We start from the raw sequence: 22,195 nt of genomic DNA, 5'->3' as shown, positions 1-22,195 counted from the left end.
GCGGACGCCATAGGGTGCGCTCGTGGGGACGACCCGGAATGTGGAGGGGTCAGGGGGCGGCGGGGCAGATCACGAGGCCGTTGGCCGCCGCGAGGGGGGATCCGGTCGCGCAGGTGCCGTAGCCGAGGGTGGGCGTATGGCGCATCGCGGGGGCGTCGAACAGCCCCACGTGGGCGCCGGTGAACATGACGGACGAAACCGCGCCGCCCCAGGGCTTCGCAGCGAGCCACTCCACGTCGTTGTCGCGCACCCACTCTGCGAGCGGCGTGATCGCGGCCCGCTGCTGGGCCAGCGACTCGGCGGGGGCCCGGGTGGCGCGCACGGTGTCTCCGACCGCCCCGCCGGACACCACGGCGACCAGTGCGACGGCGGCGGCGACCGCTGTCGCGCGGATGGGGCCGCGCATGCCCGAGGCCCCGCGCCGCCACAGCGCCACCACGGCGCGCACCGCGATCGCGGCGAGGATCGGAGCGAAGGCGAACACGCCCACCGAGGGATGACGCACCCACAGCGGCAGCTGAGCCGCCTGCGCCCACCAGCCCACGAAGGCGAGCAGGCCGACGGCGGCGCCGAAGCCGATCGCGAGCAGCTGCGGATCCCGCTCCCACCAGCGCGGGCGGTGAGAGCGCGGGTGGTGCGGCCGCGGGAGGGTGCCGGAGCCCTGCGGATCCGCGTCGAGCCGGAGCGGGCGAGCGCCGAGTCCGGCGTCCGCACGCCTGCCCGGCAGCGCGGCCCACAGCACCACGACGCCGACGAGCAGAACTGCGATGACGACGAGCCACCACGGCACGAACCAGGATCCGGCCAGCGTGCCGAGCTTCTGCGGCACCGTGGTCGGCTCGATGTGCTGGCCGCCGCTGAGCAGGAAGACGCCCAGCGCGCGCACGTGGCCGGCGTAGCCCCTGAAACCGAGCGAGACGAGCGCGATCAGCTCCATCAGCACGGTGGGCGCGGCCACGAACACCAGTGGCACGATCGCACGACGCAGGGTCGCACCGAGCCTCCGCCGGAACGGAGCCGCGGGTGTCAGCAGGAACAGAGCGATGGCGAAGGCGGGCAGCGCGAGCAGGGCGATGAGCTTCGCCTGCACCGCCAGCCCGAGCAACAGCCCCGCGAGCCAGGCGCGCCGCGGGAGCACGATCAGCGCCCACACGATGAGCGCCGCCGCGGCGATCTCGCCGAGCAGATCCGCGGGGCCCTGGATCGGGGAGATGCTGTCTGCCGTGTTGAACGCGAGCGGGAGCGCCACGGCGATGAGGGCGCCGAAGCGGCCCGCCAGGCGTCGTCCGAGCACGCCGAGTCCGACCAGCAGCAGCACCCAGTATGCGAGCGGCACGAGTCGGGCGCCGATTACCGGATCCACGCCCAGTGCCAGCACCCCGGCGACCGGCAGCAGCACGACCGGACCGGTGGAGATCCGCGGATCGAACGGCGTCAGGGTCGAACCCGACAGCGTGCCGTCGCTGGCGTAGCCGAGGCCGGCGAGCAGGTTGCGGGGAACGGTGAGGTTGAAGGCCTCGTCCTCCCAGAATCGCAGCACGGTCAGGCTGTGCCACATCACGGTCGCGTTCGCGACGATCAGCAGCCCGAGCAGGATCCAGAATGCGATTCCGGAGAGGCGTTGCGTCATACGGATCCGGATCCTTCGAACTCGAGGGCGCGCAGCGGTGCTCCAGGGCGCAGCGACCACATCCAGGCCTCGCGCAGCGCGCTGAGGGCGAAGAGCACGAGCTTCTTGGGCGGCAGCGAAGGGCGGGAGACCTTGCCCCACATCGTTCCGGTGCTTGAGGAGCCACGGCGCGGGATGCTGCGCACACGCAGATAACGCACCGCGAATCCGGCGCGCACCTCGCCGAAGGAGAAGTGCACGTGCGGCACGAGGGCGTCGGACGGCACGGCGTTCACGAGGATCTGCAGCGCTTCGGGGCGGTACGCGCGCAGAGGAGTGTTCACGTCGGGGACGCCGCGTCCGACCACGACCGCGGTGAGCAGGCGCACGCCCGCGGTGAGCAGACGGCGGTACCACGCATCGGTGCGGGAGTGGCGGACGCCGTGCACGACGTCCGCGCCGGTGCTGCCCAGGGCGCGCACGGTGGACGCGATCTCGGATCCGAGGAACTGCCCGTCGCCGTCGACGTGCACGATCGCATCGGGGGAGAGCGCGAGGCCTCCGCGGTACGCGGCGAGAGCCGTGGGGCCGTGGCCGCGGTTGGCCGGCTGGGTCTGCACGTCGATGTCGTCGATGCCGGACAGCGCGCTGGCCGTTCCGTCGGTGGAGCGGTCGTCTGCGACCACGAATGTCACGCGCTCAGCGAGCGGGGCGACCGCGGCGCGGATCTCGTCGATGAAGCCGCCGATCCCCTCGGCCTCGTTGTAGGCCGGCATCACGACGGCCAGATGGGCGTACTTCACTCGAACCTCGAGCCTTCTCCTGGAGGGCCCGTCCGGGCCGGGGCGGGACCTCCCGGAGCCACGGCGGCACCGGCGGAGTCTTCGCGGAGGACGGAGCGGGGATCCGCCCCGTTCGCGCTGACGTCCTGGGCCGCACCGTCTCCCGGGTATTCTAGTAGGGCTATGGATCGCCGCTCACGGTTGCGCCGTCTGGCGGGGGTCGGCACCCGCTTCCTGATCGTCGGCGGTATCAGCACGGTCATCGAGGTCGGCGCGTTCAACCTCTTCGTCTTCACCTTCGGGTGGGATCTCGTCGTCGGCAAGATCGCTGCGAGCCTGGTCGCCCTGGTGAACGCGTACATCGGAAACCGCGAGTGGGCGTTCCGCGGGCGCGACCGGCGCGGACGCGTCGCCGAGATCGTGCTGTTCATCGCGGTCAACCTGGTCTGCACCGTGCTCGGCGCCGGCATCGTCTGGCTCGGCGCCGATGTGGTCGAGGGCATGACCGGCCACGCGCCGGGGCCGGCGATGGTGAACCTGATCAACCTCGGCAGCATCGCGGTGATCGTGCTGGTGCGCTTCGTGCTGTACCACTACATCGTCTTCCGCCACATGCCCAAGGCCCTGCCCGCCGCGGCGGACACCGCGCGAGACTCCTGATTCTGCGTGAGACACCACGCCAGGTGTGGTGTCTCACGCAGAAAGTGATGTCTCACGCAGGGCGTGCGCGCAGGTCCTTGCGCAGGATCTTGCCCGAGGCGGACTTGGGGATCGCATCGATGAATTCCACGAGGCGCACCTTCTCGTGCGGGGCGACGTGGGCCGCGACGTGCGCCTTCACGCCCTCGGCGTCGAGCTCCGCACCCTGCTGCAGCACCACGAACGCCTTCGGCACCTCCTGGCCGTCCTCGTCCGAGACGCCGATCACGGCGGCGTCGGCGATCGCGGGGTGCTCGAGCAGTACGGCCTCGAGCACAGCGGGCGCGACTTGATAGCCCTTGTACTTGATGAGCTCCTTCAGGCGGTCCACGATCCGGAACACCCCGCCCGCCGTCACGGTCGCGACGTCACCGGTGTGCAGCCAGCCGTCCGCATCCAGCATGTCGGCAGTGGCGTCGGGACGGTTGAGGTACCCCTTCATGACCTGCGGTCCGCGGATGAGCAGCTCTCCGGGGTCGCTCGCGCCATCGGCAGGCACGACGACGTCGGATCCGTCCTCGGCGAGCAGGCGGGCCTCGGTGTTCGGGATCAGCAGCCCGACCGAGGAGAGGTCGATGTCGTCGCGCTCCACCGGGATCGTGTGCGTGACGGGGCTGGTCTCGGTCATGCCGTAGCCCTGCCGCACGGTGCAGTCCAAGCGCTCCGCGACCGCGTGTGCGAGGGCGCCGTCGAGCGGTGCCGCGCCGGAGAACACGACCTTGACCGCGCTCATGTCGTACTGCGCGACGAGCGGATGCTTCGCGAGCGCGACGGCGATGGGCGGCGCGATGAAGAGCCAGCTCGTGCGCTGCTCCGCGATGATGCGCAGGAACTCGACCAGATCGAACTTCGGCATCGTGACGAGCGTGGCGCGCAGCCGCACGGCGAGGTTGAGAAGCACGGTCATGCCGTAGATGTGGAAGAACGGCAGCACGGCGAGGATCCGGTCTTCGTCGGTCAGCTCGATCGAGACCGTGCTCTGCGCGACGTTCGCGACGAGGTTGCGGTGCGTGAGCATCACGCCCTTGGGGCGCCCCGTCGTACCGGAGGAATAGGGGAGCACCGCGACATGTGTGGCGGGGTCGAACGTGATCTCGGGGGCGTGGTGCCCTTCGGAGAGCAGGTCTCGCAGCGAGGGGTGGCCCTCGGCGCCGTCCAGGACGATGAGCTGATCGGCGGGCAGGCCCAGCTGGGCGGCGGCGGCCTCGGCCTGCGGCAGCAGCGGGCTGACCGTGATCAACCAGAACGCGGAGGCGTCGCGCAGTTGGTTCGCGATCTCGTCCGCGGTGTACAGCGCGTTGATCGTGGTCGCCGTGGCGCCGGAGCGCAGGATCCCGTGGAACACCGTCGCGAACGCCGGCACGTTCGGGCAGAGGAGCCCGATCGCGTCTCCGACTCCGATCCCGCGCGCGGCGAGCGCCCCCGCGAAGAGGTCGATCTGTCCGATGAGCTGGCGATAGGTGGTCTCGGCACCGGACATGCCGTCGACGAGCGCCACCCGGTCGAGGTCGTGCTCCGAGATGTCGCCGAAGAGGTACTCGTGGATCGGGACCGCGGGGATCTCGATCTCGGGGTGGATGCTGCTGACCATGGGATCTCCTTCGATCTCGGTCGCGTGCGGTCGGGTGCCGCGTCGCTTGCGATTCAGTGTCGCATGAAATGGCACTGGGTGTCAGGGCTGGTTTCGGGGCCTTCCGTGGGCCGGCAGAACTCCGCGAAGCGGATCCCGAGCGAACGCCTGCAGAGCGACTCGGCAGGGCGCGGGCGGCCCCGGGTACCCTGGATCCGTGCGCATCCGTCTCGACATCGCCTATGACGGCACCCATTTCCGGGGCTGGGCGAAGCAACCGGGACTGCGCACCGTGCAGGGCACGATCGAGCAGGCGCTCGCGCGCATCCTCGGGCCGTCGGCCAGTGGCGACGCCGCGGACGGACTCGATCCGCGCCTCGTGGTCGCCGGACGCACCGACGCGGGCGTGCACGCCACGGGGCAGGTCGCCCACGTCGATCTCGACGAGCAGCAGTGGGCCCGTCTCAGCACCCGCAACGGGCGGGCAGCGGCGGATCCGGCCGCTTCGCTCGCATCGCGGATCCGCGGAGTGCTCGGTCAATATCCCGACGTCACGGTGTCGCGCACGTCGTCGGCCCCGGAGGGTTTCGACGCCCGGTTCTCGGCGGTGTGGCGCCGCTACCGCTACCGCCTCGCCGATGCGCGCGCCGGCTACGACCCGCTGCTGCGGCATGACACGACCACCATCCGAGGGGCCCTCGACGAGGCCGCCATGGACGCCGCCGCGCAGACCCTCATCGGCCTGCACGACTTCGCCGCGTACTGCAAGCCTCGTGAGGAGGCCACCACGATCCGCACGCTGCTCGACTACCGCTGGACGCGCGACGCGACGGGAGTGCTCGTCGCCGAGGTGAAGGCCGATGCGTTCTGCCACAGCATGGTGCGCGCCCTCGTCGGCGCGTGCGCGGCCGTGGGGGAGGGGCGTCTCGAGGTGGCCGACCTCGGCCGCCTGCGCGATGAGCTCACCCGGACCAGCGAGTTCACAGTGCTCGCCGCACGCGGCCTGACGCTCACCGAGGTGGGGTATCCCGCCGACGCGCTGCTCGCCGCCCGCGCAGATCAGACCCGCAACCGGCGCGACCGTGACGACTGAGCGGCGGATCCGTAACACCGGGTGAATACCGTGCGCTCGCCCAGGGTAAGAGGAGAGCGCGCGAGTAGCGTGGGGATGTGCGGATCATCTCCTACAACCTGCGCAAGCACAGGGCGGCGCATGAGCTCGACGACCTCGTCGACGCTCATGACCCCGATGTGCTGTGCCTGCAGGAGGGGGACACCGCCTCGCTGCCGGAGCGTGCAGGAGGGCTGACGCTCGCGCACACCACGCAGCGCAATCGGCTGGGGCTGGCCATCTATTACCGTTCCAGCGCGTACCGCCTCGTCGACATGGCGGCGGTCTCGGTCAAGAAGTCGCTGCACGACCACGTGCTCCGTCCCGCCCACGAGCGCCTCCTCGGCGTGCGCCTGCGCGACATCGACGCCGGACGCGACTTCCTCGTCGCGTCGCTGCATGCGGCACCCCTGACCGCACGCAATGCGCTGCGACGGGACCAGATCCGCGCGGCGCTGTCGGAGCTCTCCGAACTCGGCTGGGGCCTGCCGCAGCTCATCGTCGGCGACTTCAACTACCCCGTGTTCAAGGAGCGGCTGAGCGAGCACATGCGCGATGTCGGGTACGAACTCGTCATGAGCGATCAGCACACCTACACGCGGTACCGGGTTTTCCGAGGGTTCTACGACTTCGCCGCCGCCTCCGGGTTCATCGTCGAGTCCGTGCGCACCCTGCCGCAGGGGGAGTCCGACCACCTGCCGATCCTGGTCACGGCGACGCCGAAGTAGCCTGCGCCGCGACGATCCTGCGTCGTCCCGCTCGCGCGCCGGACCGAACTCAGGATGGATTGCCTCCCAGGCTGTGAAACCGGGCCAGAATCCGCGGATCCGCAGAATCCATCCTGAGTACGGTACGGGCGGTTTCCGGCACCGCCAGCCGATCGTTCATCCGGAGGTCACTCGGCGGTCGCCTCGAAGCCGTCTGCGCGAGAGGGGACCGCGCTGAACTCGTCTCATGCGGATGTCTGTGATCGGCTGCGGGTATCTCGGGGCCGTGCACGCGGCGGCCATGGCGTCGATCGGCCACCAGGTGGTGGGGATCGACACGCATCAGGGCAAGGTCGCGGCGCTTGCCGAGGGGCGCGCGCCGTTCTTCGAGCCCGGACTGGACGAGCTGCTGGCCGCCGGCGTCGAGAGCGGGCGCTTGACCTTCTCCTCGGACATCGCCCAGGCGCGTGGCGCGCAGGTGCACTTCCTCGCCGTGGGCACCCCGCAGCAGGCCGACTCGTCGGCCGCTGATCTGCGCTACGTGCATGCCGCGCTGGACGCGCTGCTCCCGCAGCTGCGTCCCGGCGACGTGGTGGCGGGCAAGTCCACCGTGCCCGTCGGCACCGCCGCCGCGCTCGCCGCAGCGGTAGCCCGGACCGATGCGACCCTGGTCTGGAACCCCGAGTTCCTCCGTGAGGGGTGGGCGGTGCACGACACGCTCCGCCCCGACCGCCTCGTGGTGGGGGCCGCTGCAGACGACACCGGTGCCCGTGCGACGGAGGTTCTGCGCGAGGCGTACTCCGAGGCGATCGCCGCCGGCAGCCCGTTCCTCGTGACGGACCTGGCCACGGCCGAGCTCGTGAAAGGCGCGGCGAACGCCTTCCTCGCCACGAAGATCTCGTTCATCAACGCGATGGCCGAGATCGCCGAGGCCTCCGGAGCCGACGTCACTCTGCTCGCTGACGCGATCGGCCATGACGAGCGGATCGGCAGGCGATTCCTCGGCGCCGGGATCGGCTTCGGCGGCGGCTGTCTGCCGAAGGACATCCGTGCGTTCGCGGCGCGGGCGGAGGAGCTCGGCCGCGGGGCGTCCGTCGGATTCCTCCGCGAGGTCGACGCGATCAACCTTCGTCGACGCGAGCATGCGGTGCGGCTGGTCGTCGACGCGTTCGGCGGCAACGTCGTGGGACGGCGGATCACGATGCTCGGCGCCGCGTTCAAGCCGCACAGCGACGATGTGCGCGACTCCCCGGCGCTCGAGGTCGCGACGCGGCTGCGCGGGCTCGGGGCGAAGGTGACGGTGACGGATCCGGAGGCGATCCCGAACGCGAAGCGCCTGCACCCGCAGCTCAAGTACAAGGCCGACCGCGACGAGGCGATTCGCAAGGCGGAGGCCCTCGTGCTGGTCACCGAATGGGACTTGTACCGCCGTGAGCTGGATCCCGCGCACGCCGCGACCCTGGCGGCCGGGCGCATCATCGTCGACGGACGCAACTGCCTGGATCCAACCGCGTGGCGCGCGGAGGGCTGGACGTATCTCGGGATGGGGCGTCCGTAGCGCACGCCAGACGAGCACGCCACGCATCCCGAGGATCGGCAGGCGACACGCCCCGAGCGCCCACCGCTTTGTCGATAGAGTCGAGTACCGCATCGACGTGGGAAGGCGGGGGACAGATGCCGGATGACGACCCGCCCCGGGACGGGGCCGGCGCCGCAGAGACTGCGGGCGCCGATCGTCTGCAGCCCGAAGACGGACGCGACTTCGATCTCTCCTCGCTGTTCCCGCACGAGCATGAGGAGACGCTCGACGGCGTCCAGCACGATGACGTGGGCGCCCTGTTCGGGGATCGGGCTCCGACGCCATCGCGTCCAGAGACGCTGCCGGCGCCGGTCGACGACGACCTGCGGCTGACCCCCGCAGCCGTTCTCGTCGACACCGCCGAGGGGCACCTGTTCGACGAGGCCGCGACAGAGGCGCACCCCTACACGCATGCGTTCCCTGCTCCCGTGCCCGCCCGGCCCGAGCCGCAGCACGCCCAGGCCTACGGCTTCGCGCGCCCGCAGATGATCGCGATGGCCATCGGGCTCGTGATCACCGCCGCCGGTGCCGGATGGGCCCTCGCGTCGCCCGTCGCATCAGCCCCTGTGGCCGTGCAGGCGTCTCCGACCGCGACGGTCGACCCCGACCGCGTGGCGAAGGTCGACGGATCGGTCGACGCGCTCGTGGCCGCCGTGGCGGCCGCGCAGGCGAGCGCGGACTCGTTCACGGCGCCGCTGGCGGCGATGGCCGGATCCAGCGATGAGTCAGCCAGGCTCGCGGCGGACGCCGCCCGTCAGGCGTACGTCGCGGCGCTCGCCGCCGTGAAGGTGCCCAAGCCTGCCGGCAAGGACGCGACCAGCGCGTCGCTGGACCAGCTCGAGCGCGACGTCACCGCGGCGAACGCATCGCTCAGCGCCGCGACCGCCAGCTTCCGCGCCGCGATCACGACTTTCCGGCAATCGCTCCCGGCGTTCGCGGCGACCGCTGTCGCCGACAATGCCGACGCGGCGGAGCCGTTCCGCACTGCCGTCACCGACGCGGCCGCAGCGGCCGCGGCGGCGGATCCGTTCGGCCCGACCCCGTTCGCGGCGATGGATGCCTGGCGCAGTGCGCTCGCCGCACTCATCGCGGACCAGGCGCGCGCTGTCGCCGAGGCGGGATCGAGTGGATCCGAGGAGTCCGGTGGATCCGGCGGGAGCGGGGGAACCTCGGACGGCACCACGACCGAGCCGACGACACCGCCCGCACCGGAGACGACGACGCCGACGACGCCCCCGACCGATCCCGGGGCCACCGTTCCGCCGCTTCCGGTGGATCCTCCGCCGACGCCCTAGGTCGTGCGGGAGCGCCAGGGGCCTGCTAGTTCTTCCCCGGCACGCATCCGGGGGTGTCGATCGTGACGGGCGTCGCCTTGACCATCGGCGTGTGGCGGACCTCGAGCGCACCGTAGGTTCCTGCTGCTGCGTTGAACGACGCCACAATGGTCGCGGTCTGCCCGGGCGATGTCTTCACGTTCACCTTGACCGCGGTGCGGCCCAGGTGCGACTGCCCCGCGACGCCCACGGGCTGGCCGTTGATCGTCAGGCCGGTCAGGGTGGATCCGACCGGCCCGTAGAGGTACATGTCGGTCGACACGTCGCCTTTCGGGAAGAAGCGCCCTGGTGCGATGTACACGGGCAGACTCGGTATCGTCGCCGGATCCAGCGTGTTCTGCATCGTGACCGTGGTCGTGAACAGTACCGGCGTGCTCTTCTGGCATTGGGTGCTGGACGCCGAGATGCCCATCTGCATGTAGTAGTCGAGCTTGCCCTCGGTCACGTCGTCGATGTAGACGCCGACGGCGGTGGTCTTGGCGTTGTCGGAGGGCATGCTGCCGCCGACGGGTGTGCCTGCCAGCAGGTCGGCCTGCGCCTTGTCGCCGGGGGAGTACATCAGGCGGCCCTCGTTCGAGGCCTGGACGAGGGCCGTCAGAAGAGCCTTGGGGTCGGCATGCGTGGTGAGCAGCGCGTCGAACACGCTCTTGGCCGCGGCGGCGAAGAACTGGTCCTGCACGGCGGGATCCGGATACTTGGCATAGACCTGGTTGAGCAGCAGAGGCACCGCGCTGTCGGCGGTGAGGGTCTCGCCGAACGGGGCGGGCATCGTCACCGGGCCGATGGCGCGCAGCAGATAACTGAGCGCGACCGGATCGAACGACGCGACGGCGTCGATCGGGGTGCCGAACGACTCGGCCCAGTACGCCCGCACGATCTGCGCCGTCTCGCTGAAGTCGGGCGAGAGGGTGGAGTCCTGGATGTAGCGCCCGATCTTCGTGCCGTACAGGGCCTCGGTCTCGGGATCGAGCGGGATGATCGGATCCGTGCGCCCGTTGTGGAAGTCCTGCGAACCGGCCTGCTGCGTCATCGAGATCTTCCCGTTCTCGGCGGTCAGCAGCGCGATCGCGGCAGGGTTGCCGCCCGTGCCGCGGGACTCCGCGTTGTTCTGGAAGATCAACAGGTAGTGCTGCGGCCCATCGGCGCCGAGCGCCTTGGGCAGGATCGTGAGCGCGTTGTGGATCGGGGTCACCGTCGGCTCGATCTTCGCCATGGCGGCGTCGAGTTTGGCGACGCCCGAGGCGACCTGGGGGATCAGCGCGGAGCGGTCGAGTTTGTCGAGGCTCGTGCGGATCCGGGTGACGCTCGTGTTGGCGATCTCGATCGTGGTGGCCAGCTTCTGGAGGTTCGCCACGTCGATGGCACCGTCCTTCGGCATCAGCGCCTTCAGATCGATCGCGGTGAGCGGCGTGATCGCGTGGATGACGAGGTCGTTGACGGATCCGGCGACCACACGCGCGGCGACGAGGTTCGGCCCCGCCACCGGCACCCATTCCGCGCTCTTCCACAACTGGCCGGTGGTCTCCTTCTCGGCGGAGGCGGTGAGCTGCGAGATCCGGGCGATCGTGGCCTTGGCACCCGCCGTGTCACCGTCGAGCATCTGCTGCTGCACCGAGTCGACGAGCGGGATCGCCTTCTCGAGGTCGGCTTTGGCCGCCATGGCGTGCCCGTACAGCTGCTTCGCGGCGAGGAAGCCCGCGATGGCGAGGCCGATCAGCACGAGCAGGATCACGATCGGCACCCAGAACCGGGCGCTCTTCAGCAGCGGACGACGCGGCCGACGCCGAGTCGTTGCGGATCCGCTCGGATGCGCGGAATCGTCCTCGGGAGGCGCGAACAGGTCGTCCGCCTCGGGTGCGGATGCTGCCTTGGCACGATGCGGATCGTGCGCGTTGCGGGCGTGCATGGCTCGGCTCGGACGAGAGCTACGGCACCACGGGTCGGGTGTTCATGTCGCCATTGTGATCCTCGTGAGAGGCCACCGCTACTGGCAGAAGAGGCGGCTCCCGTCGCGGCGATGCGCCAGAGGCGTGCGTGGGGCTATTCGACGATCGTCGCGACTCGCGTCGTCACCAGACCGCCCTCTCGAAGGCTCGCGAGGAGGTCGATCACGTCCGCGCGGATCTCATCGACATCGACCTCGAAAGCCATGGCGATGTTCGCCAAAAGCTGCTCGGCGTCGATCGGACCGTTCGCATCCAACTCGTCCCAGATGAACGCCGCTGTGCCGAGCAGAGCCGTGGGATGGGAGGTCTCCGACTCAAGGTCGAGCGCCACGATTCCGTCGGCGTTCGCGGTCCAGGCCACGGCATCGGCGATGCGCCATTGCCGTGTCTCGCTGTGACCCATAGGGCCAGCCTAGCGAGGCGTTGCGGCGGTGTAGGCGTCCCAGTCTGCACCACAGGACGTTGGGCGCACGGATGCGCCTCGCTCCCGCTCCGCCGGCTGCGGCGCTCCCGGCGGTCCTCCGGCGCGCGACGTTGTCAGAAACATGCGAAATGCGAACGAAGAACAGTCGCGAAGCGTCACTTTACGGACGATGTCACTCGGCGTTCTCACAGCTATGAGATCCTGGAAGAGCGGGGGGTGGTACGGGGCGATGCTCCGCGCCTCGGGATTGCTGACGACCAAGCGTCCGCGCGTAGACGCGTCGCGGAAACGATGAGGGGGATTCGCGGTGCAAACCGGCAACCGAGACGAAACTGCGACGACGACCACGCGCGCGCTGGTGACCCAGCAGCGGCGCCGACGGTCGGTGGCTGCGTTGGACGCGTTCGCCTGGGTGCTCGGAACGTTCCTGGCCGTTGGTCTGCGAGTCGACTTCACCTTGCAGCTCTCCGGTTGGATCGCCACTCTCGCCCTCGGAGTGGTCGCCGCCGCGATCCAGCTGATCGTCGGGTACATGATCGCTCTGTATCGCGGCCGCTACCCGTACGGCTCGTTCAGCGAGGTATGGACGATTGCGCTCATCGTCGCCGGGATCACACTGTTCCTCTCGGTGGTGGTCGTGCCGTTCGGGAACCTGATCGGCGTTCCCCGCGCGACCGTGCTCCTGGCCGGCCCGTTCGTCCTCCTCCTCATGTTCGGTGTGCGCTACGTCGCCCGTCTTACCGTCGAGCGTTCGCGAAAGCCCTCCAGCAGCGCCGAGCGCACGCTGGTGCTCGGCGCCGGCTACCTCGGCGACCGACTGCTGCACACCATCACCACTGACCCCGGCTCGCCGATCCTCCCGGTGGGCCTCATCGACGATGACCCTGCCAAGAAGAATCTCCGCTTGCGCGGCGTGCCCGTGCTCGGGCGTCGCGCGCAGCTCGCGGAGATCGCCGCGCAGACCGGCGCGACCAGGCTCGTGATCGCACTCGGCAACGCCGACAGCGTGCTGTTGCGCGAACTGAGCGACGCGGCCGATGCCGCAGGCATGAGCGTGTCGGTCACGCCCACCATCACCGACTACATGCTCGACGGACGCGCCACGGTCGATGTCCGCGACATCGAGATCGAAGACCTCATCGGCCGTCACCCGGTCGACACCAATGTCGAGCTCATCGCCGGGTACATCACCGGCAAGCGCGTGCTCGTGACGGGGGCGGGCGGATCCATCGGGTCCGAGCTCTGCCGCCAGCTGGCGAAGTTCGGCCCCAGTGAACTGATCATGCTCGACCGCGACGAGACGGGGCTGCAGACCGCTCAGCTCGGGACCACCGGCAACGGCTTGCTCGACTCCAACGAGGTCGTTCTGGCGGATATCCGCGATGTCGCCGTGCTGAACGCCATCTTCGAGGAGCGTCGCCCGGAAGTCGTCTTCCACGCGGCCGCGCTCAAGCACTTGCCGATGCTCGAGCAGTACCCCGACGAGGCCTGGAAGACGAACGTGCTGGGCTCGCTCAACGTGCTGCAGGCCGCGCGGAGCGTTGGTGTGAGCCACTTCGTCAACATCTCCACGGATAAGGCGGCGAACCCGACGAGCGTGCTGGGGCACTCCAAGCGCGTTGCCGAGAAACTCACTGCCTGGGCGGGCGAAGAGACCGGCATGCAGTACCTCTCGGTGCGCTTCGGGAACGTGATCGGCAGCCGCGGATCGATGCTTCCGACGTTCCAGCGTCTGATCGCTGACGGACGGCCGATCACGGTCACTCACCCGGACGCGACCCGGTACTTCATGACGATCCCGGAAGCATGCCAGCTGGTGATCCAGGCCGGCGGAATCGGTCGCGCCGGCGAGGTCCTCATCCTGGATATGGGCGAACCGGTCTCGATCCTCGAGGTCGCCAAGCGCATGATCTCGATGTCAGGCAAGGACATCGAGATCATCTTCACCGGTCTCCGCCACGGCGAGAAGCTGCACGAGGAGCTGGTCGGAGCCCGCGAGAACCTCGAGCGTCCGTTCCACCCGCAGATCTCACACGCCCATGCGGACATGATCAGCCCCGAACGCCTGGACAAGACAGGCTGGGAAGCACGCATGAAAGCGGAACCGCGCAACAACGACACCGCTGTCATCGATCGCGTGGCCGTGGAGCAGGTCATCAACGGCGCCGCGCGCGCCCCCCAGGAGGCACCCTCGAATGGCTGACCGGATCTACATGTCGTCGCCCGACGTGACCGAGCTGGAAGAGCAATCGATCATCTCGGCGATCCGTTCCGGCTGGATCGCGCCGCTCGGCCCCGACGTGGACGCGTTCGAGCGAGAGCTGGCGGAGCGGCTGGGCGTTGCGCACGGCGTCGCGCTGAGCTCCGGAACCGCCGCGCTGCACCTGGGCCTGCTGACCCTGGGCGTCAAGCCCGGAGACGTCGTCGTGACGTCGACCATGACCTTCGCCGCGACCACCAACGCGATCGTCTACACGGGAGCTGAGCCCTACTTCGTCGACGCCGACCCGCAGACCGGCAACATGGATCCCACCCTGCTGCGGGAGGCTCTGAAGACACTGCGCGATGCGGGCGAGCATGTCGGCGCGATCGTCCCCGTCGATCTGCTCGGCAAAGCCGTGGACTACACGATGATCCTCGCGATCGCGGAGGAGTTCGGCGTTCCGGTGCTCGCGGACGCGGCGGAGTCGTTGGGAGCATCCCACGCCGGTCGCGCCGCGGGGAGCTTCGGCCGGGCATCGGCCGTCTCCTTCAACGGCAACAAGATCATGACCACCTCGGGCGGCGGGATGCTGCTCACTGACGACGCTGATCTCGCGCATCACGTGAGGTATCTCGCCACGCAGGCGCGTCAGCCCGTGGCGCACTACGAGCACATCGACGTCGGATACAACTACCGCATGAGCAACCTGCTCGCCGCGCTCGGGCGCGCACAGCTCTCCCGGCTCGATGCGATGATCGCGCGACGCCGGGAGATGCGGGAGCTCTACAAGCAGCTCTTCGCGACCGTCGACGGCGTCGAGGTCTTCGGTGCCGAGGGCGACGAGCATGACAACGTGTGGTTGACATCGATCCTGGTCGATGAGAAGCGGACGGGCTGGGCCCCGTCAGACCTCTCCGCGGCGCTCGCGAAGGACGACATCGAGAGCAGGCCGCTCTGGAAGCCGATGCACAGGCAACCGGTGTTCGCTCACCTTCGCGGCGTCATCAACGGCACCTCGGAGCGGCTGTTCGAGTCGGGGCTCACGCTGCCCAGCGGGTCTGCCTTGACCGAGCCGCAACGCGCTCGTGTGGTCGAGGGCATCACGACCTTCGTCGGCGGGCGCTGATCCGTGGCCGGCGGCACCCGTCCGTACGACTTCCTCAAGCGCCTGCTGGACATCGTGGCATCGGCGGCGGCGCTTGTCCTGCTATCGCCCGTGCTCGCGATCGTCGCGGTCACGGTGGCGATCCGTCTCGGCCGGCCCGTGCTGTTCGTGCAGCCGCGACCCGGCAGGAACGGGCGCATCTTCCGGCTGCGCAAGTTCCGATCGATGCGCGACATCGACGAATCCAAGGGGCTCGTGAGCGATGCGGATCGGCTCACGCCCTTCGGCCGTGCGCTGCGGTCGACGAGCCTCGACGAGCTGCCCTCGCTGTGGAACGTGCTCCGCGGCGACATGAGCGTCGTCGGACCGCGTCCGCTGCTGGTCGAGTACCTGCCGAAGTACACCCCGGAGCAGGCGCGTCGACATGAGGTTCGTCCGGGCATCACCGGCCTGGCTCAGGCCAGCGGGCGCAATGCCCTCAGTTGGGAAGACAAGTTCGCCCTCGACGTCCAATACGTCGACAACCGTAGTCTGGAGCTTGATGCCCGCATCATCCTCGCGACGATCCGCTCGGTGATCGTGCGAGAAGGCATCTCGGCGGAAGGACAGGCGACGATGACGAAGTTCGGTGAGGCCGATGGCTGATGGCATCATCGTCATCGGCGCCGGAGGCTTCGGTCGAGAGACGCTCGACGTGATCGAGGCGATCAACGCCGTCACCCGAGACCCTGTCTGGGATGTCATCGGTGTTGTGGATGACGCACCTGCCGAGATCCAGGTCGAGCGGCTTCGCGACCGTGAGATCCGTCTCCTGGGAGGGAGCGACGCGAACCGCGAACTGTTCGACGGCACGCACTACGTCGTGGGCATCGGCTCGCCCCGCGTGCGGGCACGCATTGCGGAGAAGGTCGAGGCCTGGGGAGCGCGACCGGCGGCCTTGGTGCACCCGTCGGCATCGGTGGGGACGCGCGTCACCTTCGCCGCAGGTTCAGTGGTGTGCGGCGGCGTGCAGATCTCCACGAACGTACGGCTCGGTCGGCACGTGCACATCAACCCGGGCGCGATCATAGGTCACGACTCGACGCTCGACGACTACGTATCGGTGAACCCCGGCGCGATCATTTCCGGCGAGGTGTCCGTTCGTGCCAGGGCTCTGATTGGGGCCGGCGCGACAGTTCTCCAGGGGCTTCACGTCGGAGGCGATGCGCTCGTTGGCGCCGCGGCCTGCGTGACGAGAAGCGTGCCTTCAGGCGCGACGGTCGTGGGCGTGCCAGCGCGGAAGGTCGAGGTCGGCTCTTGACTCGCTCTGCGCGGCCACGAATATTGATTGTCGTGACGGCCGCGGTAACGGCGCGCCTTTTCATGCGTGGGTATGCGGAGTTCTTGGCACGAGTGGGCTATGAGGTTACCCTCGTGGCCGACGATCTTACGGGTCTCGAGGGCGAGCTCACCGGCAGTGGAGTCAGCGTACACTCGCTTCCGATGTCTCGGGATCCGGATCCGATCCGAGATCTGGTCAGCTTGGCCAGGATTGGACGTCTCATCGCTCGTCTGAGGCCAGATGCCGTCATATATGCCACCCCGAAAGCAAGCCTCCTGACTTCTATCGCAGCTCGGCTCTTCCGAGTGCCGGTTCGGATCTACGAGCTATGGGGCATCCGATTTGAKACCTCGAAAGGGCTGGCACGGAGGTTGTTTCGAGCGATCGAACAGGTCGTTGCATCGTGTTCTACAGCGATCGTGGCGAACAGTGCCAGCCTCGCCGCACGGGCAGTCGAGCTCGGGATCACGCGTGGCGACCGTGTCGTAGTTCTGGGTCATGGTTCCTCGCACGGCGTTGACTCCGAGCGATTCTCTCGGCGGACGACATTTCCAAAGTTGGACGCCGCTACCGAGCAATTCCTCAGTGATACGTCCGGACTGACCGTGGGGTTCGTCGGCCGTCTACACCCAGATAAAGGCATCGACACGTTGCTTGCAGCGGCCGCGAAGGCGGCTGCGGATGGGGGCATGCGGATTCTGCTCGTTGGCGGTGACGAGGGGATTTCGCTCACGATCCCGGATGGCATCGCCGTTCATCTCGCGGGTGATGTCGGGGATGTAAGACCGTATCTGGCCGCCTTCGACGTCCTCGTCCTGATGAGCCTTCGCGAGGGCTTCCCCAACGTGGTTCTTGAGGCTGCTGCCATGGAGGTCCCGGCCATTGTGTCCAACGCTACGGGGTGCGTCGATTCGGTGATCGACGGAGTAACGGGGCGCATTGTGGCAACGGGAGACGTCGCGAGCCTCAGCCAGACCCTTACTGAGCTCGCGCGTGACGCAAAAATCCGCCGTTCGCTCGCGTTGGCCGCGCGACGCCGGGTACTCGAAGATTTCGATCCCGAGGCAGTCTGGGGGCTAGCGGAGTCTCATCTGCGCACACAGCTCGCCAAGTCGTGCCGCGGCGTGGGTACCTCGGCATGAGGGTAGGCAAGGCTGGAAGAGGATTCGCATTCCTCATGTCTGGAACGGTCGCTGCTCAGGCGGTGTCCCTTCTCGCTCTCCCTTTGCTTTCGCGGCTGTATCCACCGTCTGACTTCGGTATATTCAGCTTCGTCCTCGCCCTGACGGCAGTCTTAGCGCCGATCGCTGGACTGCGGCTGGAGACCGCTGCAATGCTGCCCCCTGATGTTGACGGGGTGCGGGCAATTGTCCGAGTCTGCCTGACAAGCATCGTGGTGTTCACAGCCGGCACGATCGTGGTCATCGAAGCCATCAGAGCCTTTGGCTGGATCGACCCCGGCGAGAATTATCCCTTCCTAGGCGTCTGGGTGGGCGGGCTGGTCCTTCTGACCGCGCTGTTCTCCCTCATGAGTCAGCTGGCTCTTCGTGACCATCGTTACGGATCTGTCGCGGCGCGCACACTTCTGCAGTCGACTGGTACTGCTGTGAGTCAATTCGGGCTCGCCTTTGTCCTGCGTAATGCCACAGGTCTTCTGACTGGACACGCGATCGGCCGAGCGGTCGGTATCCTGCCCCTCTGGCGAGAGACACGACAGTACTTCGGATCCGTTGGGCCTGGGGCGCACCGCGGGGTCTGGCGAAGCTACTGGCGCTTCCCCGCAGTCTTCACCCCATCTGCTCTCCTGAATGCTCTCGGTACTCAGGCACCCGTGATCTTCGTGGTTGCATGGTTCGGCGCAGCAGATGGCGGTCAGATCGGTATGGCTGATCGGATCGTCGGACTCCCTCTTGTGCTGGTCGGAGCTGCTGCGGGGCAGGTTCTCGAAGCGGAGGTCGCAAAGCGACTCAGGGAGGGCGCTCATGGCATGCGTTCGATCTACCTACGGGTGAGCGCAATGCTCAGCGGCGTCGGGCTCATCGCAGGTTTGGGATTCGGCTTGCTCGGTGCCTGGCTGATACCGATCCTCCTAGGCGAGCAGTGGCACGACGCCGGCGTCGCTGTTCAGATCATGGCTTCGGCTGCCGCGATACGGCTCGTTGGCAGCCCCCTAAGCAAGTTCATTCTGCTTTATCAGCGTTCGATGGCTAACACGATTCTGGATGTGGTGCGCGTCCTGCTCGTGGGCGGCGCTTTCGCTGCGACGATGCTAATGTCGTTGGGGCTCTTCCCCGCGCTCTGGGCTATTTACTCTGCGCTCGGGATCACCTATTTGATTACGTGGATGTACGGATTGGCCCTAACGGGGAAATCGCCAGTGCCGAAAGTGCGTTCAGCGACATCCAGCTCGTGAGCGCCAAAGCAAGTAGCGTGCGGCACGGATGATGCGCTGCGGAAGTAGCCCGCTAACGACTGAACGCAGAATGCGGAGATACTCGACGGGCCCAGCCCCGAGGCGCCGATAGTAGTGGAGGCGAACGGCGAGCTCTCCTCCACGGTTCCTGATGTGTCTCTTCTTTAGGTCTTGAAGGTCCACGCGGTAGTGATAGAGCGGCGAAGGGATCACATACAGCCGCATACCGGCGAGCAAGAGCTCGCACCACAGCGCCAAGTCTTCCGCACGATGTCGGTCGGGATAGCCGCCTACCGCCGCAATGTCAGCGCGGCGCATCATGCTCGCTGCATGGATTGGTGCGGACCCTCGCATCACATCCCGACGAGTCTTCTCGCCTTGGCGGCCTATCCGGATCGCGGGCATCGTGCTGGAGAACTCGATTGCGCACGATGAGGTGACCGAGTACTGGATGTGGGCGACCATGAACTCATGCAGCGTCGCGATGTACTCCGGGCTAACCCAATCATCGGGGTCAATCCGTACGATGAACTCGCCTCTCGCCGCCTGCAACCCATGGTTCAACGCTGCTGCGAAACCTCGATTGCCCGGCGGATCGGCATACGTCAGGACCTTCAGGCGCGGGTCGTCAAACTCCTTGACGAGGTGCCTGACGTCTGTCGCTGAACCGTCATCCACGATCAGGAACTCGAAATCTGCGAAGGTCTGTGCAAGCATCGATGCGATCGAGATACGCAGATGCTCGAGCGGCGTGTTGTACTCCGCCATTAGGACTGTCACGGCAACCACGTCCGAACTCCGTTCCCGCGCGCTGCACGCGACCCAACGTCTACGATGCTAGCGGCGATCGAACTCGCTCGTCGGCGCTTAGTATTGTTCTCGGCGGCCCCCCCGCCGAAGCTCAACTTTCTGGAGAGGGGCGTGCATGGCTGGTCCGCTCGTCACGATCGGTATACCTCTTGTCAACGAGGACGTCGTCGAGATCGAACTCGCAGTTCGTTCCGTCTATGCACAAGGACTCTCGGACTGGGAGCTCGTCTTCTTCTGCGACGGAAGTTCAGAGGAGAGGGTGCGCATGCTCGATTCAATCGATGATGAGCGCGTCTCGATTGTGGTGAACGAGACGTCTCAAGGGATTGCTTCGAGCCTCAACAGGCTTGCTGACATGGCCAATGGGAAGTACATCGCGATTCTTGCCGCGGACGACATGTGGACGCCAGATCGCCTCGAGAGGCAGATAGCTCGCATGGAGGACGCTGATCCGCCTGACGTACTCGCAGCGCAGATGGTCGTGATCAGCGACAGCAAGACGATCGAGGGAGCCCAGAAACCGGCGCGGGTACCCGATTCCTCTCGCGGTTGGGTGGAGGGAACTCCGATCTCTCACGCGACCGCCGTGGCAACCACCGGCTGGTTTCGGGATCACCCGTATGACACGAGTCTAATCCGGGCCCAAGACCGCGCGTTTTGGATCCGCTCGCACAAGGGGAGCCGAATCGAGATCCTGAATGACGCTGTGTATTATTACCGCGTTCCGAAGCCGTTGAGCTACCGGAAGTATGCCTGGGGTAGCAAGTACGCGCGACAGGTGATCTGGCGCTATGGTCGGGAAGTCTGCTCCACCCCCACGGTCGCGATCATCTATGCGAAGTCCTTGGCCAAGCAGGCTGTCATAGCCCTCGCATCGATGCTCGGGCGATCGGATCGGCTCTACTACCGCAGGATCGATCCCATCTCGCCCGCAGAGATCGAGCGACACAACCTCAGCCTTGACACCATACGGCGGACGGTAGTGCCGGGTTGGCCACAGCCGGGTGCTCCAACATGATCGTGCTGCAGAACTTATCGTTGCCGGAGTTCGACCTGCGCAGCCTGGGACACTCATGGTTCTGATCTTCGCTTTCTTCACGATCGTTGTTGCGCTAGGGTTCCTGTTCCTCCGGATGAGGCGCCGGAATGTCACGAGTTCCGTTTTTTGGTTCGTGGTGCTCAGCCTCGTCTTCTTCCTGTTCTCTTTCCTCACGGTCTGGTCGGACTCCGGGTTTGACGAATCCGACGGTCTCTCGGACGGCGTGGTGGCAGTCAGCCTCGGAGTACTCGCGTTCATCGGCGGGTCTCTACTGATGACCGCGTTGATAGGTCGAGCGGCGGTACCACAGCCTGCGCACAAGGCTGAAGAATCTGAAGTGAACCGGACTCGAAGGGAGCGGCGCGAGAATCGCGGCCTCGTCGCGGTCGCCGCCGCGATCCTGATTCCCTCCTGGATCTACTTCGCACTACTCGGCGAGGTACCGCTATTCATGGGCGTGAACGACGTCGTGAACAGCGGGTATGCGGGTCTTGGAGCCCTGCAGACCTATCGTCTCGCGCTTACTCCTTATCTCACCGGTGCATCGATACCGTTCAAGGGCCTCTTCGATATCGCCAGAAACTATGGAACGCTGTTCATCGTCGGAATCAGTACAGTGCAGCTTCTGCGAGGGCGAGGAAAGACGCTTCGAATCTTCCTAGTGATTGCTTCAGTGGTGACCGGTTTGGCGGCCGGGCAGCGCTGGCCCATGATCTATCTGGTTGTGACAGCAGTTGCGGCGATCTACGCACTTTCGGCGTTCGGCATTCGACCCCGAGGGCGCCGCGTGCTGGGCTTCGGTGCCGCGCTCATCGCTGTGGGTATGGTGATCACGCTCCTCCAGAAGCGGACCACGGAGATCATCGATAACCCGGCTACCGCCCTCTCCTTCGTGTTCGAGAACCTCTACCAGCGCATCGTCTTCGAGCAGAGTGCGACGCCGATCTTGAGCTTCCAGAATCGGATCTTCACAGGAGGCGAACTCCAGGGGGCCAGTTATTGGCAAGCAATACGTGCGAACATGCCCGGCTCGGACGTCAACAACTTCGAGGTCGACTTCTTCGCACGTGTATACGGAGGGCATGGTGGATATACGGCCGCACCCGGATTCTTCACGGAGGCGTATATCAATTTTGGCTTCCTCGGAGTGATAGTCCTCTCGTTGATTTGGGGAATGCTGCTGGCTCGCATCGACACGCTTTCATGGTGGGATAGGGACGTCGCGTTCCGGCCAGGACTTAAGAGTGCTGTCGCTGCGCTGTTGGCAGGAACGACGTTCGCAGGCAGTGGACTTCTCATCGGCGGAGCGTTGTTGTTCATCTATGTCTGGGTCGTCTACCGGCTCGCGGCTGGAGGACGGGATCCTTCAGAAAAGCGGTGGACACGTCAGGAGGCGGCAGCGAGTCGACTGGACAACTCCTTAGCCGGGCATCATGTTCCCATATCTGCGGATGGCGATCACTCCTCGCCTGATGGTCTCTGGGGGGCGTCTTTCCACCGGCAAGGCACCGCGAATCGTCCGCCTGCGTGAGGCGTCAGTGCC

19 protein-coding genes are annotated in these 22,195 nt (G+C 67.0%); 13 read left to right on the top strand and 6 right to left on the bottom strand.

The features are described 5' to 3' along the window. Window positions 1–49: 49 nt before the first annotated feature. Window positions 50–1,630, bottom strand: a complete 1,581-nt coding sequence (locus tag AC1DG4_RS17625; RefSeq protein ID WP_477376147.1) for a hypothetical protein — start codon at window positions 1,628–1,630, stop codon at window positions 50–52. Continuing rightward, window positions 1,627–2,412 carry a glycosyltransferase family 2 protein gene (locus tag AC1DG4_RS17620; protein ID WP_477376149.1) on the bottom strand — a complete coding sequence of 262 codons (786 nt, stop codon included), beginning with the start codon at window positions 2,410–2,412 and terminating at the stop codon, window positions 1,627–1,629. Before AC1DG4_RS17620 ends, AC1DG4_RS17625 begins: the two co-directional genes overlap by 4 nt. 162 nt (window positions 2,413–2,574) lie before the next feature. Between AC1DG4_RS17620 and AC1DG4_RS17615 the strand changes: the two genes are divergently transcribed. Further along, a complete protein-coding gene (locus AC1DG4_RS17615; protein WP_477376151.1) occupies window positions 2,575–3,051 on the top strand; it encodes a GtrA family protein in 477 nt (158 codons plus the stop codon). A 52-nt stretch (window positions 3,052–3,103) separates the two neighbouring features. Here AC1DG4_RS17615 and AC1DG4_RS17610 read toward each other — a convergent pair whose 3' ends face one another. Continuing rightward, window positions 3,104–4,681 (bottom strand): AMP-binding protein, encoded by a 1,578-nt coding sequence (locus AC1DG4_RS17610; RefSeq protein ID WP_477376153.1) that lies wholly within the window; start codon window positions 4,679–4,681, stop codon window positions 3,104–3,106. Between the two features lie 196 nt (window positions 4,682–4,877). Here AC1DG4_RS17610 and truA point away from each other — a divergent pair, with 196 nt between their 5' ends. From truA to AC1DG4_RS17590, 4 genes are all read left to right on the top strand, one after another. Then, the gene (truA, locus tag AC1DG4_RS17605; protein ID WP_477376155.1) at window positions 4,878–5,753 is read left to right on the top strand and encodes a tRNA pseudouridine(38-40) synthase TruA; all 876 of its coding nucleotides are present in this window, start codon (window positions 4,878–4,880) and stop codon (window positions 5,751–5,753) included. 77 nt (window positions 5,754–5,830) lie between these two features. Further along, the gene (locus AC1DG4_RS17600) at window positions 5,831–6,499 is read left to right on the top strand and encodes an endonuclease/exonuclease/phosphatase family protein (RefSeq protein ID WP_477376157.1); all 669 of its coding nucleotides are present in this window, start codon (window positions 5,831–5,833) and stop codon (window positions 6,497–6,499) included. A 226-nt stretch (window positions 6,500–6,725) separates the two neighbouring features. After that, the gene (locus AC1DG4_RS17595; RefSeq protein ID WP_477376159.1) at window positions 6,726–8,036 is read left to right on the top strand and encodes a UDP-glucose dehydrogenase family protein; all 1,311 of its coding nucleotides are present in this window, start codon (window positions 6,726–6,728) and stop codon (window positions 8,034–8,036) included. Window positions 8,037–8,152: 116 nt separating this feature from the next. Beyond that, complete coding sequence (locus AC1DG4_RS17590; RefSeq protein WP_477376160.1) at window positions 8,153–9,352, top strand: hypothetical protein; 1,200 nt, start codon at window positions 8,153–8,155, stop codon at window positions 9,350–9,352. A gap of 25 nt (window positions 9,353–9,377) precedes the next feature. On the opposite strand, the gene AC1DG4_RS17585 is transcribed toward AC1DG4_RS17590, so the two are convergent. Together AC1DG4_RS17585 and AC1DG4_RS17580 are read right to left on the bottom strand one after the other, a co-directional pair. Next, entirely contained in the window at window positions 9,378–11,297 is a 1,920-nt protein-coding gene (locus AC1DG4_RS17585; protein WP_477376162.1) for a DUF4012 domain-containing protein, read from the bottom strand. A 134-nt stretch (window positions 11,298–11,431) separates the two neighbouring features. Then, window positions 11,432–11,740 carry a PqqD family protein gene (locus AC1DG4_RS17580; protein ID WP_477376164.1) on the bottom strand — a complete coding sequence of 103 codons (309 nt, stop codon included), beginning with the start codon at window positions 11,738–11,740 and terminating at the stop codon, window positions 11,432–11,434. Between the two features lie 406 nt (window positions 11,741–12,146). Here AC1DG4_RS17580 and AC1DG4_RS17575 point away from each other — a divergent pair, with 406 nt between their 5' ends. From AC1DG4_RS17575 to AC1DG4_RS17550, 6 genes are read left to right on the top strand one after another with little or no spacing between them, the layout of a single operon-like run. Continuing rightward, the gene (locus tag AC1DG4_RS17575) at window positions 12,147–13,964 is read left to right on the top strand and encodes a polysaccharide biosynthesis protein (protein WP_477376166.1); all 1,818 of its coding nucleotides are present in this window, start codon (window positions 12,147–12,149) and stop codon (window positions 13,962–13,964) included. Then, window positions 13,957–15,090 carry a DegT/DnrJ/EryC1/StrS family aminotransferase gene (locus tag AC1DG4_RS17570; RefSeq protein WP_477376168.1) on the top strand — a complete coding sequence of 378 codons (1,134 nt, stop codon included), beginning with the start codon at window positions 13,957–13,959 and terminating at the stop codon, window positions 15,088–15,090. Before AC1DG4_RS17575 ends, AC1DG4_RS17570 begins: the two co-directional genes overlap by 8 nt. 3 nt (window positions 15,091–15,093) lie before the next feature. Further along, on the top strand, window positions 15,094–15,714 hold the full coding sequence (locus tag AC1DG4_RS17565) for a sugar transferase (protein ID WP_477376170.1): 621 nt from the start codon (window positions 15,094–15,096) through the stop codon (window positions 15,712–15,714). Further along, complete coding sequence (locus tag AC1DG4_RS17560; RefSeq protein ID WP_477376172.1) at window positions 15,707–16,369, top strand: acetyltransferase; 663 nt, start codon at window positions 15,707–15,709, stop codon at window positions 16,367–16,369. Before AC1DG4_RS17565 ends, AC1DG4_RS17560 begins: the two co-directional genes overlap by 8 nt. A gap of 32 nt (window positions 16,370–16,401) precedes the next feature. Then, entirely contained in the window at window positions 16,402–17,532 is a 1,131-nt protein-coding gene (locus tag AC1DG4_RS17555) for a glycosyltransferase (protein WP_477421380.1), read from the top strand. A gap of 35 nt (window positions 17,533–17,567) precedes the next feature. Further along, the gene (locus tag AC1DG4_RS17550; protein ID WP_477376176.1) at window positions 17,568–18,803 is read left to right on the top strand and encodes a lipopolysaccharide biosynthesis protein; all 1,236 of its coding nucleotides are present in this window, start codon (window positions 17,568–17,570) and stop codon (window positions 18,801–18,803) included. Here AC1DG4_RS17550 and AC1DG4_RS17545 read toward each other — a convergent pair. After that, a complete protein-coding gene (locus AC1DG4_RS17545; RefSeq protein WP_477376178.1) occupies window positions 18,783–19,592 on the bottom strand; it encodes a glycosyltransferase family 2 protein in 810 nt (269 codons plus the stop codon). The two genes, AC1DG4_RS17550 and AC1DG4_RS17545, sit on opposite strands and share 21 nt — an antisense overlap. Window positions 19,593–19,728: 136 nt before the next feature. On the opposite strand from AC1DG4_RS17545, the gene AC1DG4_RS17540 reads away from it, so the two are divergent. Together AC1DG4_RS17540 and AC1DG4_RS17535 are read left to right on the top strand one after the other, a co-directional pair. After that, window positions 19,729–20,631 (top strand): glycosyltransferase family 2 protein, encoded by a 903-nt coding sequence (locus AC1DG4_RS17540; protein WP_477376179.1) that lies wholly within the window; start codon window positions 19,729–19,731, stop codon window positions 20,629–20,631. Between the two features lie 55 nt (window positions 20,632–20,686). Next, entirely contained in the window at window positions 20,687–22,183 is a 1,497-nt protein-coding gene (locus AC1DG4_RS17535) for an O-antigen polymerase (RefSeq protein WP_477376181.1), read from the top strand. Window positions 22,184–22,195 lie beyond the last annotated feature (12 nt).

Source organism: Microbacterium sp. 05N427, from assembly GCF_056397105.1.
Note: the sequence above shows the minus strand (reverse complement) of the source record. Positions and strands in the feature narration are given on the sequence as shown.

Coding starts and splice junctions, on each gene's coding strand:
- AC1DG4_RS17610 (WP_477376153.1), bottom strand. CDS start 4,681: ATGGTCAGCAGCATCCACCCCGAGATCGAGATCCCCGCGGTCCCGATC.
- AC1DG4_RS17615 (WP_477376151.1), top strand. CDS start 2,575: ATGGATCGCCGCTCACGGTTGCGCCGTCTGGCGGGGGTCGGCACCCGC.
- AC1DG4_RS17560 (WP_477376172.1), top strand. CDS start 15,707: ATGGCTGATGGCATCATCGTCATCGGCGCCGGAGGCTTCGGTCGAGAG.
- AC1DG4_RS17595 (WP_477376159.1), top strand. CDS start 6,726: ATGCGGATGTCTGTGATCGGCTGCGGGTATCTCGGGGCCGTGCACGCG.
- AC1DG4_RS17550 (WP_477376176.1), top strand. CDS start 17,568: ATGTCTGGAACGGTCGCTGCTCAGGCGGTGTCCCTTCTCGCTCTCCCT.
- AC1DG4_RS17570 (WP_477376168.1), top strand. CDS start 13,957: ATGGCTGACCGGATCTACATGTCGTCGCCCGACGTGACCGAGCTGGAA.
- AC1DG4_RS17585 (WP_477376162.1), bottom strand. CDS start 11,297: ATGCACGCCCGCAACGCGCACGATCCGCATCGTGCCAAGGCAGCATCC.
- AC1DG4_RS17625 (WP_477376147.1), bottom strand. CDS start 1,630: ATGACGCAACGCCTCTCCGGAATCGCATTCTGGATCCTGCTCGGGCTG.
- AC1DG4_RS17590 (WP_477376160.1), top strand. CDS start 8,153: ATGCCGGATGACGACCCGCCCCGGGACGGGGCCGGCGCCGCAGAGACT.
- AC1DG4_RS17580 (WP_477376164.1), bottom strand. CDS start 11,740: ATGGGTCACAGCGAGACACGGCAATGGCGCATCGCCGATGCCGTGGCC.
- AC1DG4_RS17535 (WP_477376181.1), top strand. CDS start 20,687: ATGGTTCTGATCTTCGCTTTCTTCACGATCGTTGTTGCGCTAGGGTTC.
- AC1DG4_RS17540 (WP_477376179.1), top strand. CDS start 19,729: ATGGCTGGTCCGCTCGTCACGATCGGTATACCTCTTGTCAACGAGGAC.